This is a genomic window from Marinobacter nauticus ATCC 49840 (assembly GCF_000284615.1).
In the GTDB taxonomy this organism is placed as follows: Bacteria; Pseudomonadota; Gammaproteobacteria; order Pseudomonadales; family Oleiphilaceae; genus Marinobacter; species Marinobacter nauticus.
This window is the reverse complement of the sequence record NC_017067.1, coordinates 1,584,092-1,596,660: the sequence shown is the minus strand read 5'-3', so window position 1 is coordinate 1,596,660 and position 12,569 is coordinate 1,584,092. Positions and strand designations below refer to the sequence as shown.

The window sequence follows — 12,569 nt, the reverse complement described above, 5'->3', positions numbered from 1 at the left end:
ATGGCCGACATTCATGTCGAGGAATTCTACAAGGACGTGGCAATCGCCCTGGTTCAGCTCTACATGTCGTTTCCCCGGCGGGTAAACCTGTTCGTGGAGGATATCGCCGGGCCAGACGAGCCCGACGAATTCGGCCTGCACAGCAAGCGCCACATGGCCTGTTTCGGCGCCCTGCTCTGGCTGTCCGAAGAAGGCCTGCTCCGATACGTGGATACCATTCGCCAGGAAGCTCTGGATCAGGCGGTGCTGACCCGGGAGGCATTTGTTCGGCTCAGCGCCCCGGCCCCGCAGGCGCTTCTGAGGGAACTGTCGGCGGCTTCAAACGAACCCGAATTGCCGCCTTCCGTTCAGAAGGACTTGTCCACCTATATTCATCTGCTGCGCTCCGCCCTGAAAAGCGGCAGTTCCAGCCGCATCAGTCTGGCGGTGCAATCAACCTTCTTTAACGATTCCGGCCTGCAACCCGTTCATTAAATGGCGTTAAGGTTCTTGAACCGCTGAACCGGATCCACATATATCGGTCAGAAAGGCAATACGTTTCCCGGTAAGCTGATACAGGAAAAAACCATGCGTATTCTGTTGTTTCTGGCCACCAACCTGGCCGTTATTCTGGTTGCGAGTTTTACCCTGCGACTGCTGGGGGTCGATAGTTATCTGGCACAACAAGGCATCGACTACGGCTCGCTACTGGCGTTTGCGGCGGTGTTCGGCTTCGCTGGTGCGTTTATCTCGCTGTTCCTATCCAAGCCCATGGCGAAGTGGAGCACCAAAGCCCGGGTGATCGACTCACCTCGCACGCCGGCGGAGCGCTGGCTGGTTGAAACCGTCGCGGAGCTGGCAAAGAAAGCCGGCATCGGCATGCCCGAAGTGGCGATCTTCCCTGCTCAGCAATCCAATGCCTTTGCCACTGGATGGAATAAAAACGATTCTCTGGTGGCGGTCAGTGAGGGGTTGTTAAGCCGCTTTGACAAGGACGAAATCCGGGCCGTACTGGGCCATGAGATTGGCCATGTGGCCAATGGCGACATGGTGACTCTGACGCTGATCCAGGGCGTGGTAAACACCTTTGTTATCTTCGCATCGCGGGTGATCGGCTCGTTCGTGGACCGGGTCATCTTCAAGAATGAGAACGGCCATGGAATCGGCTTTTTTGTCGTGAGCATCGTGGCAGAAATCGTGCTCGGCATCCTGGCCAGCACCATCGTGTTCTGGTTCTCCCGCCGCCGGGAATACCGCGCCGACATTGCCGGGGCCCAACTGGCAGGGCGAGGCGCCATGATCAGCGCCCTGGCGCACCTTAAAAAGGAAAGCGAAGTTCCGGATCAGATGCCGGACACCCTGCAGGCATTCGGTATCAACCGGGGCGCCCGCGAAGGTCTGGCAGCAATGTTCATGACCCACCCGCCGCTGGAGGACCGAATTGCAGCGCTACAGAACGCCAAACTGTAATCACATGAAAAAGGGCGCCACACAGGCGCCCTTCTCTTTTGACGAGTAAGACATTCAGGGTGTCAGATCTTCAGTTTGAACCCGATGGCCCTGAAGCTGTCCTGAATCGACTTGCTGCTACCCTTCAACTGCACTTTCAGACTCGAGCATTCCCTGCGCACCGGGTAGTCCCTGCGTAGCCTGTCAAAGGCCTGCGCCCGCTCTTCAGGATTACCGCGCATGGTCAGCCGCAGGCGGGCATCGTCCCGGCGGGGATCGTAACAGGCGCGCAAAGCAACCTGAACGGCCTCATCTTCATCAGCACTGCTGGTAAAGGACACTTTACTGAGGGCCGGCTCCGGCAGAAACTGTCCGGCTTTCTTGCGCACAGGCAGCCCCAGGTAACGGCACAGGGCCTGGTAGATCATCTCCGTGCCCTGCATCTTGCCTTCCAGGCTGTAGCCGGCAATGTGTGGCGTCGCCAGCCACACCCGGTCTAGCAGATCCGGGTTGATTCTGGGCTCATGCTCCCAGACATCCAGCACCACCGTGGGCGAGTCCGCCTGCTGAAGCCGGGCAAGCAATGCCTCTCCGTCTATCACCTCGCCCCGGCCGGCGTTGATCAACAACTGATCCTGCCCAAGCGCCGCGAGCTCGCTGCCCGCGATCATCCGGTTGGTGGGATGGTCTCCAGTTCGCGTCAACGGCGTGTGCAAGGTTACAACGTCACACTCCAGAGCCTCGGCCAGCGGCACAAACTCCTCTGCGTGCTCTTCTTCAGCTTCCTGCCTGGGCGGATCACAGAGCTTTACCGTGAAATCCAGCCGCTCCAGCATTCGGGCCAACTCACCACCGACATTACCCACCCCGACAATCCCTACCGTCAGGGATGACCAGTCTTCAATACCCCGCTTTTCGGCGTACAGGGACAATACCGAGAGCACATACTCTGCCACACTGACGGCATTGCAGCCTGGCGCAGCGGCGAAACCGATGCCCTGTTCCTGGAGCCAGGCCTGGTCTATGTGGTCCGTTCCAATCGTGGCCGTACCAACGAACCGCACCCGGGCACCCTCCAGCAACTGCCGGTCTACCCGGGTTACCGAACGGACCAGAAGTATATCGGCATCCCTTACCTGGTCCGGAGCCAGCGTCCGGCCATTCACCCGGCGAATCTCTCCGATGTCGCCAAAAAAGGAATCCAGTAAGGGAATATTCTCGTCCGCAACGATCAGCATAACAGTGGTCTCACCAGTGACTCTCAATGACGACGTGGTCTGGGCCCGCGACCGCTGTTGCCCTGCGGCCGGCGACCACCCCGCTTGCGGGTAATCGGCGGGTTATCCATGGCGGCTGTCAGATTCTCATCTGGCACCGCCGTCTTCAGCTTCTGGCTGATGTATTTTTCAATCTCCGGCAGGGCAAACGCGTCCTCTTCACCAGCGAAGCTCACCGATACGCCGGTTTTACCGGCACGGCCAGTACGACCAATGCGGTGAACGTAATCTTCGGCATTGTCTGGCAAATTGTAGTTGAATACATGGGTCACGCCGTTTACGTGGATGCCACGGCCCGCCACATCGGTAGCAACCAGCACCTGGATCTGCCCCTTCTTGAACTGGTCTAGCGTTTTCAGCCGCTTGTTCTGGGCGATCTCGCCAGACATCAACGCCACTTTCACACCCTGGTTTTTAAGGTCCTCTTCAAGATCACGGCACTGGTCACGACGGTTGGCAAAAACAATCGCTTTCTCTACTTCCGGCCGCTTCAGGTAATTCACCAGTACCGGCAGCTTTTCGTTATCGGACACCAGGAAAACAGTCTGTTCAACTCGTTCTGCAGTCTTCTGTTCCGGCTCGATTTCGACAAACTCGGCATTGCGGGTCCACATGGATGCCAGGTTGAGGACATCCTGGTTGAAGGTGGCACTGAACAGCAGGGTCTGACGCTCATCCTTGGGGGTACACTTGCGGATGATGCGCTTGACGTCCGGGATAAAGCCCATATCGAGCATTCGATCCGCCTCATCCAGAATGAGGATGTCGAGCTGATCCAGAAAAACATCCTGTGAGCCCAGGAAATCGATCAATCGGCCCGGGGTAGCCACCAGGATGTCGACAATTTCGTTCTGCAACTGCTCCCGCTGCTTGTCGTAGTTCATCCCGCCAACCACAGTAACCACATTGTGGCCAGTGTAATGACACAGCTGTTCGGCGTCCTTGGCAATCTGCATGGCCAGTTCGCGGGTGGGCGCCAACGCCAGAACACGGGGCTCGGAGGCAAAACGCTCTTTCTCGTCGATCGGAGTTTCCAGCAAAGACTGAATCGCGGTAATCAGAAAGGCTGCAGTCTTGCCGGTGCCCGTCTGAGCCTGGCCAATGAGGTCTTCACAGGCCAGGGTCCAGGGCAGTGTTTCTGCCTGAATGGGCGTGCAGTACTCGAAGCCAATTTTGGAAATGGCATCCAGCAGTCGCTTGTCCAGATTGAGGTCGCTGAAGCGTAAATCGCCGGTATGCTTTGGTTCTGATGTCATAGGGGTTCAGGTATCCTTGATTGATCGTATTCCTGCTCTGCAGTTAACAGACGGGTCTTCACTCGAGCCCAGGTTTCATCTATCCGGGCACCAGTGCTGTAAAACTGCAAGAGCGAATCGTAGAACTGCTGTGCACGGCGGGGTAATCCACAGGCAAGGTACTCGCTCGCCTGGTTGAGCACATTCAGGCGGAATGCATCTCCATCGGCAGCGCCTCCGCCGGCGAGGTTGTCGACACTGATGTGAAAGCGGAAGCCGGCCGCCAGGGAAAACAGACACTCTATGGCCTGAGGTTTCACCTCCACCTGCTCAAACGCTTGCTGCTGTTCAGGTGTTCGTCCATCCGGACAGTACCAGTATCCGTAATCGTACATTGTGCGCCGATGCTCACCGGCAATGCACCAGTGGGCAATCTCGTGCAGGGCACTGGCAAAAAAACCATGGGCAAAGACTACCCTGGCAAGGCCCTCGGGCTCGCTCACAGGGAGATATTCCGGTTCGTCGCTGCCCCTGACCAGAATCGTCCGGTATGATTCCCGGAACAGGTCATTGAACAGCATGATAAGATCGTCTGGATTGTGATTCATCGGTTGGCTATTGTGCGACTTTAACGCGGCCAATACCAGTGGGAACTTTCGCCACAGCATGGTGTCCACTGGCTTCGAACCGACTTCATGCATACCAGAATCAGGAAATGACCGTATCCATGTCAGCAGTCCAGGCCTTCAGTGCTTCTTTGCGAAATCTGTCCTACCATCTCCTGCTTGTGTTGGCAGTGGGTCTGTCGCTGGCGTCTCCCGGAGCCAAGGCTCTGGGGTCCGGCAATGGCAGCCTGTTTGGTAACAGCGAATTTCTGCCGGTAGATGAAGCACTGCCCTTTGATTACACCACTGATAACGGGGCTGTGGTGCTGGCCTGGAATATCACCCCCGGCCATTACCTCTATAAAAGCCGCATACAGATCAATGCCGTAACTGATGGTGTACAGGTTGGCGAACCCGGCTTTTCTTTGCCGGGCACGCTGACTGAAGACGAATTCTTTGGTGAGATCACCGTTTTTTTTGATCCGGTCCAGGCCAGGGTCCCCATCACCCTGCCCGACGGTGTCCGGGAAGCGGAGCTTCAGGTGACGTACCAGGGCTGTGCAGAGGCCGGGCTTTGTTATCCCCCGCAGACCCGGGACATCCTCTATTACCCTGGTGGCGACGCTGCCGAGACCGCTGCCAACAGAGTGACCTCCGATACCGGAAATGCGGCGCCCGCAGATACCTCCACCGCGACCGGCCTCGCCGGCTTTCTGTCCAGCCAGTCGATCTGGATGATCGCCGGCGTATTCTTTTTGCTCGGTCTGGGGCTGACCTTTACGCCCTGCGTTCTGCCCATGGTACCCATCATCTCCTCCATGGTCTCCGGGCGTAATACAAGAACCACCAGCCACGCATTATTGCTGTCTGGCAGCTATGTGCTGGGCATGGCATTAACCTACGCCGCGGCGGGTGTCATTACCGGCCTGCTGGGCGCCAGCTTCAATCTCCAGGCGCAGCTACAGTCGCCCTGGGTGCTGAGTGTTTTCGCTGGCCTGTTCGTGGTCTTTGCGCTGTCGATGTTCGACTTGTTCGAAATCCAGCTACCACGTTTTATTCGGGAACCCCTCAACGATGCCAGCCATCGCCTGACTGGTAGCCGTGTCGCCAGCATCTTCGGCATTGGTGCCCTTTCAGCACTTATTGTCTCGCCCTGCGTGTCTGCGCCACTGGCCGGCAGCTTGCTGTACATTTCCACCACTCAGGATGCCGTGATCGGCGGTGTGGCGCTGCTGGCACTGGGCCTGGGCATGGGAGTTCCCCTGATTCTGGTTGCCGTTGGCGGCCGGAAACTGCTGCCAAGCTCAGGGCACTGGATGACCACGGTGAAGCACTTCTACGGTGTCATGCTGCTGGCCGTGGCTATCTGGCTGGTTGAGCGCCTGGTACCGGTCTGGTTCAGCCTGACCATGTGGGGGCTGCTGATTGCTATTACTGGCGTACAGCTGGGCGCATTCGATGCCGCCAAGGCTGGCTGGCAGCGCACCCGTAAGGGGCTGGGGCTAGTTATGTTTGCCTATGGCCTGGCCTTGCTGGCCGGTGCCGTCAGCGGCGCCAACGACCCGCTCAAGCCGCTGGCGCCCTTTGTCGCCTCCGCGGCGCCGGGACCAGTGGCGGGCGAGCTATCACATGCCAGCTTCCAGCGTGTTGAGGATCCGAACCAGATCCGCACATTGCTGGCCAATGCCAGTGACCGGGGGCAGCCCGTCATGCTGGACTTCTATGCGGACTGGTGTATTTCCTGCAAAGTCATGGAACGCAATGTGTTCAGCGATCCCCAGGTCATCCAGGCACTGTCACCCTACACCCTGCTGCAGATCGACATGACGGACAACACGCCCGCCCAGCAGGCCCTGCTGGATGAACTCGGCCTGTTTGGCCCCCCGGCAATACTGTTCTATCAGGCGAGCGGGTCAGAGCTCAGCAACGCCCGCGTACTGGGCGAGATGGATCGGGATCAGTTTCTGGAGCACGTGGCCAACATTGGTCAGAAACTCTGAGTCAGGCGTCCTGACAGCGGCGGATCAGAAACAGGAATTCGCCGCCCGCTTCCTGCTGACTGAGAAGTTCGTGCCCGAGGAACTGGCAGAACCTCGGGATATCCCGAGTGGTTGAAGGATCGGTGGCCACCACCCGCAGCACCTGCCCAATCTCAACATCGTGGATGCGATTGTGCAGCATCATGACCGGCTCGGGACAGAATAGTCCCCGTGCATCCAGTTCTGCGTGATAATCATGATCGGACACGCGCGACCTCCTGCAAGTAGCGTGATTTTTCTGAATCCAGTGCTAAATTATTGTTTATAGCAGCGAAAATAAAGGGAGATTGTCATGATTCGGGTACTTATTGAACGCCATATTGCCGAAACTCTGGAGTCGGCATACGAAGACCGGGCCAGAAAAGTGTTACAGCAGGCCGTCAGTGCCCCGGGCTTTATCTCCGGTGAGACCCTGGTCGACTGCCGCGACCCCAACCATCGCATGACACTGGCAAACTGGCGCTCAGAGGCAGACTGGGATCGCTGGTACCGCTCTCCTGAACGCCGGGAATTAATGGCGGAACTCACCCCCATGATGGACCGGGATGAAGCCATTACCGTGCTCCAGCACAGCGATATGCCGTGAGCCCGGCGATCAGTCCAGGCGCTCGATGAAGCAGGTTATTTCTTCCCTGTCGTGGTAGAGGTGCCGGGCCCGGAGCCGGCAATTGAGCTCGGCCTCTGCCAGCCCCTGCAGCAGTATGTCCCGGCAGATCAGCCACTCCTCATAACGTTTCTTCATGGGTAGCTTGAGATTGAACACGGTGTAGCGACACAGCTTGCCGCCTACCCAGTCCAGCGCCAGGCGCGCTGTTTTTCGGGGCTTGTCGACGATATCGCAGACCATCCAGTCCACGGCCCGCTTCGGGCGCCAGGCGTAGCCATCAGCCCGGACATGCTCAACATGCCCTGTGGCCATCAACTCTGGATTCATGGGGCCATTATCGACCGCCGTCACCATCATGCCTTGCTGAACCAGTTGCCAGGTCCATCCGCCGGGAGCGGCGCCCAGATCCACCGCTTTCCGCCCCCCACCCAGATAGTCCAGGTAACGATCTTCAGGAATGAAGACTTTCCACGCCTCTTCGAGTTTGAGCGCAGACCGGCTGGGCGCTGAGGCAGGCAAACGCAAACGGGGTATGCCCTGCGGAAAAGGGGATCGATTATCGGCCAGGCTTAACCCGACAACAGCCGTTTCGAAATCCAGCAACAGCAACTCCAGACGGTCACCTTTGGCACTGGCCGAGTCCTGCGCCAGCATGTCCGCCTCCCTGAGTCCGCGGGACAGGGGTGCCACCCATTTTCGGGCAAAGTTACCCAGATCGCGGTCTTCATTGGTTTCCGTAAGCCGGGTTTCCAGTCGTGATGCCAGGCTGCCCTGCCAATCGGCGCCCCGGAGGAACTCGATAACGGCTCCAACCCGGTCCCTGGCCGGCAGCGGGCAATCGCCAATCACCAGAAACCAGTCCCGCACAAAGACCAGCTCGTCCAGCGGTATTCTCTGCATCAATTCAAAGGCAGATTCGGGCCCGCCAAGGGTAAACCGCACGAGCCCTGCGTTCCTGATCGGCTGAAAGTAACCGAACAGACCACAAGCGGCCGCCGAATCCATCAACTCCTGGCCCGCCTCGGTTTCAAACCCCGGGCGACACATCAGCATTATCTGTTGCATTCCATAACCTTGTTGGTGACCACTGTCAGGATTCTGACGCACTGACAGCGATAAAACTTGAACGTGTTTAACGGCAGCACTTGTTCACGCTGGCTACACTTTCTGCCTCCCAACGTACCGCTTGGTGGAAGATGCTCCGACTCTGGAACCTGCTTACGGCCTGTTTTCTGGCCACGGCTTGCCTGCTGTTCAGCGGCCAGCTTGCGGCTATGGAACCGTGTCCCGCTCTTGATGCCGCCAGCCCGGACGCCCGAAGTGCGATCAACCACCACATCTGTTTCTACTCGGCCCGCCCGGGTGAACCCGCCCATTCAGCAACCGCACCGGAGGACCTGCCGGCTGAACTGGCCTGGAAATCAGCCCGGGGCCATGATCTGGTATTCAGTCACACGGATTCCGTGTACTGGATTCAGCTCAATGTCCGCAACAGCAGCACAGAATCCGGTCTCTGGTACCTGAAGCTTCATTACCCACTGCTGGATGAGGTGACGTTCTGGCAAAAAAGCCGCTACCAAAGCGGCTACAGCCCTGAAGACGTCCGACCGCCACTGGCGACCGGCGACTTGTTCCCGTTCGCCACAAGAGGCATAGATTACCGTTATTACCTGCTCCCCGTCACACTGAATGCCGGGGAAAGCCGCGCCATCCTCATCCGGGTGCATAGCAGTGGCGCACTGAATGTGCCCCTGGGCCTGATGACACCGGGTGAGGTTGTTGCCGAAAGCAATCATCTCACTCTCGTGCACGGCCTGTTTTATGGCGCGATGCTGGTACTGGCGGCATTCAACCTTCTGCTGTTCTTCAGTTCCGGCACCCGTTACTACTTTTACAACGCCTTCTACATTGCCTCTCTGGGTATGTTCCTGTTCGCCATGGGCGGCTTTGCCAACCAGTACTTCTGGCCCAACAGTACGGCGCTGGCAAATCTCTCCATTCCACTGACGCTCGCGGTCTGTGCACTGGCAATGGCCCTTTTTGGCAGTTCCTTTCTGGAGGTCGGCCCGGGAACTCTTTCGGCCAAAGCGCTGAAATCACTGGCCACAATCGCCGCGGGCGCTGTGACAGTGACACTCATCATTCCCTATACAAAATCCATTCTGATCAACACCGCGTTGGCGCTTGTGGTAATTGTGGCTCTGCAGGTCATCGCCTACGTCCGCTGGCGACAGGGCTACAAACCCGCCTTCTGGTACCTGGCAGCCTGGATGGTGATGGTTATCGGCGCACTGATCTATGCCATGGCCGCGTTTGGCTATCTGGGCGATTACCCGGCGCGGGAAGTGATGATGCAGGCGGTCGTCGGCGGCCAGGTGATCCTTCTGAACTATGCCCTGGTGCAACGCTGGCGCCTGCTTAACCAGAAATTGCTGGATGTCGAACACCAGGCCCGGACGGAACTGGAACTAAAGGTTCATGAGCGCACGGCCCAGCTCCGCAACACCATGCGGGAACTGGAGCAGGCAAACCGGAAACTGGCCTCTATAAGCCTCAATGATGCGCTCACCGGCCTGTACAACCGGCGTCACATGGATAACCTTTTACCCGAACTCTGCAGGGAGGCCCGTCGAACCGGAAATCCATTATCCCTGGCCCTGATTGATGCAGATCACTTCAAGCGAATTAACGACACCTGGGGCCATGACTTTGGCGATCAGTGCCTGAAACAGATCGCGGATATTCTGGATGAGCATGTCAAACGCCCCAGGGATGTGGCCATCCGGTTTGGCGGTGAGGAATTTGCCCTGCTGCTCCCGGGCACGGACCTGGACGGGGCACGCACGCTCTGTCTCGCCATACTCAAAGCCATGCGGAAAACCCCGCTTATCGCTCCGGGCAATGAGACTTTTCATCTGACACTCAGCGCCGGGATCGCCGAACTGGCTACGGGACAGGAGCCGTCCGACCTCTTCCGGAAAGCCGATGAAGCACTCTATCAGGCCAAAGGCGCAGGGCGGAATCAGATCGTACTCGCCAATCGTGTTTCAACGCCTGATCAAAGTACGGCATCTTCGGCAAACTGACGCGTCAGAAGAGCAGCCTGCGCAATCAGGTCGGACTGTTGCTCTGGCTGCCGCGCCAGAGGCTGAAAATCGTGATTTCCGCCGTCCAGCCAGCACAGGCGGGTGAGGCCCGGGATCTGCCCCTGTGCCTTCAGCTCATCCGGCTTGCCGAATGGGTCCCGGGTACCCTGCACCACCAGTAGAGGAACCGCGACCTTATCCAGATGGTCAGTCCGCCAACGATCCAGCTTCCCCGGCGGGTGAAACGGATAGCCATAACAGGCAACGCCATCAATATCTCTGAACTTCCCGGCAGCCAGAAGCGTGGCCATCCGCCCTCCCATTGATTTCCCCCCCACCAACAGTGGTACCTGACTTCCAAGCTCCTCTCTGGCCAGGGACACCTGATCTTCAAATGCCGCCAGCAAAGCCGGCTGCCGATCGGGAGGTCGTTTTCTGCCATCCTCCCGACGCTTCACCATATAGGGAAACTCGAACCGCACACTTTCGATGCCTTGCCCTGCGAGAGCCTCAGCTAACAACTCCATGAACATTGAGTCCATGGGCGCGCCTGCGCCGTGGGCCAATATCATTACCGCTTTGGCATCTTTTCCGTAGCCTTTGGTCTTAATTCTTTTCACCAATTTTCTCTCTCTCGCTCCTGTTGCGGATCAAACCCGGTGACAGAATGGATCTGGCAAGCCATTAAAGCGTCAATAAAAACATATTGAATAGACTTGCAACTTACTGGCCAGCCTACTGATTCCGGCGGATTTGACGGATGTCATAACTTGATCTTGATCATTGCAAAGGAATAATCGTTTCTCCATACTTGCCCCCGCATAATTCCCCATCCTGAACCCATTGGTAAGGCTATGAGCACAGTAAATGCAAACCTGACATACAACTATAAGGTGGTGAGACAATTCGCCATCATGACAGTGGTATGGGGTATTGTAGGTATGGCTCTGGGTGTGCTGATTGCAGCACAGCTGGTTTGGCCATCCCTCAACCTCGACCTGCCCTTTACTCACTTCGGTCGCTTGCGGCCGCTGCATACCAACGCCGTAATCTTCGGCTTTGGCGGAAGTGCCCTTTTTGCAACGTCCTACTACGTCGTTCAGCGAACCTGCCAGGCTCGCCTGATGTCTGACGGGTTGGCGGCGTTCACCTTCTGGGGCTGGCAAGCGATCATCGTGGCTGCTGCCATCACCCTTCCGATGGGCCTGACAACGTCCAAGGAATACGCCGAGCTGGAATGGCCGATTGACATCGCGATTGCGGTTGTCTGGGTCAGCTACGCCCTGGTGTTCTTCGGAACCGTGATGAAGCGTAGCACTCCGCACATCTACGTTGCCAACTGGTTCTACGGCGCGTTCATCATTACCGTTGCTGTACTGCATATCGGTAACAACATGGCGCTGCCGGCCACCGCCTTCAAGTCGTACTCCGCCTATGCGGGTGTTACCGATGCGATGATGCAGTGGTGGTACGGTCACAACGCGGTGGGCTTCTTCCTGACTGCTGGCTTCCTGGGCATGATGTACTACTTCGTTCCCAAGCAGGCCAACCGTCCGGTTTACTCCTATCGCCTGTCTATCGTGCACTTCTGGGCACTGATCGCCACCTACGTATGGGCCGGTGGTCACCACCTGCATTACTCCGCTCTGCCTGACTGGGCACAGACCGCAGGCATGGTCATGTCCCTGATTCTGCTGGCGCCGTCCTGGGGCGGTATGATCAACGGCATGATGACCCTGTCCGGTGCCTGGCACAAACTGCGCACTGACCCTATCCTGCGTTTCCTGGTGGTTTCTCTGTCCTTCTACGGTATGTCTACCTTCGAAGGCCCGATGATGTCTATCAAGACCGTCAACGCTTTGTCCCACAACACTGACTGGACCATCGGCCACGTGCACTCCGGCGCCCTGGGCTGGGTTGCCATGATCAGTATCGGCGCGGTTTACCACCTGATTCCGAAACTGTGGGGCATCCAGGCCATGTACAGCACTGCCCTGATCAACGCTCACTTCTGGCTGGCTACCGTAGGCACCGTGCTTTACATCGCCGCCATGTGGGTGAATGGCATCATGCAAGGTCTGATGTGGCGTGCAGTGAACGAAGACGGCACCCTGACCTACAGCTTCGTAGAAGCGCTTGAAGCCTCCTACCCGGGCTACTTTGTACGCTTCATCGGTGGCGCGATCTTCCTGACCGGCATGCTGATCATGGCCTACAACGTGTACATGACCGTACGCCAGAAAGACGCCGTTGCAGAAGATAATGCTGCGGTTCAGGCGGCGTAAGGGAGAG

At 57.7% G+C, this 12,569-nt stretch carries 12 protein-coding genes; 6 read left to right on the top strand and 6 right to left on the bottom strand.

Features of this window, described 5'->3' with window-relative positions:
* Both MARHY_RS07345 and htpX read left to right on the top strand, forming a co-directional pair.
* Window positions 1-474 (top strand): hypothetical protein, encoded by a 474-nt coding sequence (locus MARHY_RS07345; RefSeq protein WP_014421210.1) that lies wholly within the window; start codon window positions 1-3, stop codon window positions 472-474.
* 93 nt (window positions 475-567) lie between these two features.
* On the top strand, window positions 568-1,449 hold the full coding sequence (htpX, locus tag MARHY_RS07340) for a protease HtpX (protein ID WP_014421209.1): 882 nt from the start codon (window positions 568-570) through the stop codon (window positions 1,447-1,449).
* A 62-nt stretch (window positions 1,450-1,511) separates the two neighbouring features.
* Here the strand turns inward: htpX and pdxB are convergent, their stop codons facing one another.
* From pdxB to MARHY_RS07325, 3 genes are read right to left on the bottom strand one after another with little or no spacing between them, the layout of a single operon-like run.
* Window positions 1,512-2,666 carry a 4-phosphoerythronate dehydrogenase PdxB gene (gene pdxB, locus MARHY_RS07335; RefSeq protein WP_014421208.1) on the bottom strand — a complete coding sequence of 385 codons (1,155 nt, stop codon included), beginning with the start codon at window positions 2,664-2,666 and terminating at the stop codon, window positions 1,512-1,514.
* Between the two features lie 23 nt (window positions 2,667-2,689).
* Complete coding sequence (locus MARHY_RS07330; RefSeq protein WP_014421207.1) at window positions 2,690-3,961, bottom strand: DEAD/DEAH box helicase; 1,272 nt, start codon at window positions 3,959-3,961, stop codon at window positions 2,690-2,692.
* Window positions 3,958-4,521 (bottom strand): elongation factor P hydroxylase, encoded by a 564-nt coding sequence (locus MARHY_RS07325; RefSeq protein ID WP_226374420.1) that lies wholly within the window; start codon window positions 4,519-4,521, stop codon window positions 3,958-3,960. The genes MARHY_RS07330 and MARHY_RS07325 overlap by 4 nt, the downstream gene beginning before the upstream one ends.
* Window positions 4,522-4,667: 146 nt before the next feature.
* Here MARHY_RS07325 and dsbD point away from each other — a divergent pair, with 146 nt between their 5' ends.
* The gene (dsbD, locus tag MARHY_RS07320; RefSeq protein WP_014421205.1) at window positions 4,668-6,545 is read left to right on the top strand and encodes a protein-disulfide reductase DsbD; all 1,878 of its coding nucleotides are present in this window, start codon (window positions 4,668-4,670) and stop codon (window positions 6,543-6,545) included.
* Between the two features lies 1 nt (window position 6,546).
* Here dsbD and tusA read toward each other — a convergent pair whose 3' ends face one another.
* Window positions 6,547-6,792, bottom strand: coding sequence for a sulfurtransferase TusA (tusA, locus tag MARHY_RS07315; RefSeq protein ID WP_014421203.1), 246 nt, complete (start codon window positions 6,790-6,792; stop codon window positions 6,547-6,549).
* A gap of 84 nt (window positions 6,793-6,876) precedes the next feature.
* Here tusA and MARHY_RS07310 point away from each other — a divergent pair, with 84 nt between their 5' ends.
* Window positions 6,877-7,170, top strand: coding sequence for an antibiotic biosynthesis monooxygenase family protein (locus MARHY_RS07310; protein ID WP_011785260.1), 294 nt, complete (start codon window positions 6,877-6,879; stop codon window positions 7,168-7,170).
* Between the two features lie 9 nt (window positions 7,171-7,179).
* On the opposite strand, the gene rlmM is transcribed toward MARHY_RS07310, so the two are convergent.
* Entirely contained in the window at window positions 7,180-8,256 is a 1,077-nt protein-coding gene (rlmM, locus tag MARHY_RS07305) for a 23S rRNA (cytidine(2498)-2'-O)-methyltransferase RlmM (protein ID WP_011785261.1), read from the bottom strand.
* Between the two features lie 131 nt (window positions 8,257-8,387).
* On the opposite strand from rlmM, the gene MARHY_RS07300 reads away from it, so the two are divergent.
* Window positions 8,388-10,277 carry a sensor domain-containing diguanylate cyclase gene (locus MARHY_RS07300; RefSeq protein WP_014421202.1) on the top strand — a complete coding sequence of 630 codons (1,890 nt, stop codon included), beginning with the start codon at window positions 8,388-8,390 and terminating at the stop codon, window positions 10,275-10,277.
* Here MARHY_RS07300 and MARHY_RS07295 read toward each other — a convergent pair.
* Window positions 10,250-10,897 (bottom strand): alpha/beta family hydrolase, encoded by a 648-nt coding sequence (locus tag MARHY_RS07295; RefSeq protein WP_041655484.1) that lies wholly within the window; start codon window positions 10,895-10,897, stop codon window positions 10,250-10,252. The genes MARHY_RS07300 and MARHY_RS07295 overlap by 28 nt on opposite strands.
* A 234-nt stretch (window positions 10,898-11,131) precedes the next feature.
* Between MARHY_RS07295 and ccoN the strand changes: the two genes are divergently transcribed.
* Window positions 11,132-12,562: a cytochrome-c oxidase, cbb3-type subunit I gene (gene ccoN / locus MARHY_RS07290; RefSeq protein ID WP_011785264.1), complete on the top strand. Its 1,431-nt coding sequence runs from the start codon at window positions 11,132-11,134 to the stop codon at window positions 12,560-12,562.
* Window positions 12,563-12,569 lie beyond the last annotated feature (7 nt).

What these genes read in the sequence shown, in the direction of transcription:
- MARHY_RS07310 (WP_011785260.1), top strand. Translation starts at nt 6,877, where the DNA reads ATGATTCGGGTACTTATTGAACGCCATATTGCCGAAACTCTGGAGTCG.
- pdxB (WP_014421208.1), bottom strand. Translation starts at nt 2,666, where the DNA reads ATGCTGATCGTTGCGGACGAGAATATTCCCTTACTGGATTCCTTTTTT.
- MARHY_RS07325 (WP_226374420.1), bottom strand. Translation starts at nt 4,521, where the DNA reads ATGCTGTTCAATGACCTGTTCCGGGAATCATACCGGACGATTCTGGTC.
- MARHY_RS07345 (WP_014421210.1), top strand. Translation starts at nt 1, where the DNA reads ATGGCCGACATTCATGTCGAGGAATTCTACAAGGACGTGGCAATCGCC.
- dsbD (WP_014421205.1), top strand. Translation starts at nt 4,668, where the DNA reads ATGTCAGCAGTCCAGGCCTTCAGTGCTTCTTTGCGAAATCTGTCCTAC.
- htpX (WP_014421209.1), top strand. Translation starts at nt 568, where the DNA reads ATGCGTATTCTGTTGTTTCTGGCCACCAACCTGGCCGTTATTCTGGTT.
- MARHY_RS07330 (WP_014421207.1), bottom strand. Translation starts at nt 3,961, where the DNA reads ATGACATCAGAACCAAAGCATACCGGCGATTTACGCTTCAGCGACCTC.
- rlmM (WP_011785261.1), bottom strand. Translation starts at nt 8,256, where the DNA reads ATGCAACAGATAATGCTGATGTGTCGCCCGGGGTTTGAAACCGAGGCG.
- MARHY_RS07300 (WP_014421202.1), top strand. Translation starts at nt 8,388, where the DNA reads ATGCTCCGACTCTGGAACCTGCTTACGGCCTGTTTTCTGGCCACGGCT.
- ccoN (WP_011785264.1), top strand. Translation starts at nt 11,132, where the DNA reads ATGAGCACAGTAAATGCAAACCTGACATACAACTATAAGGTGGTGAGA.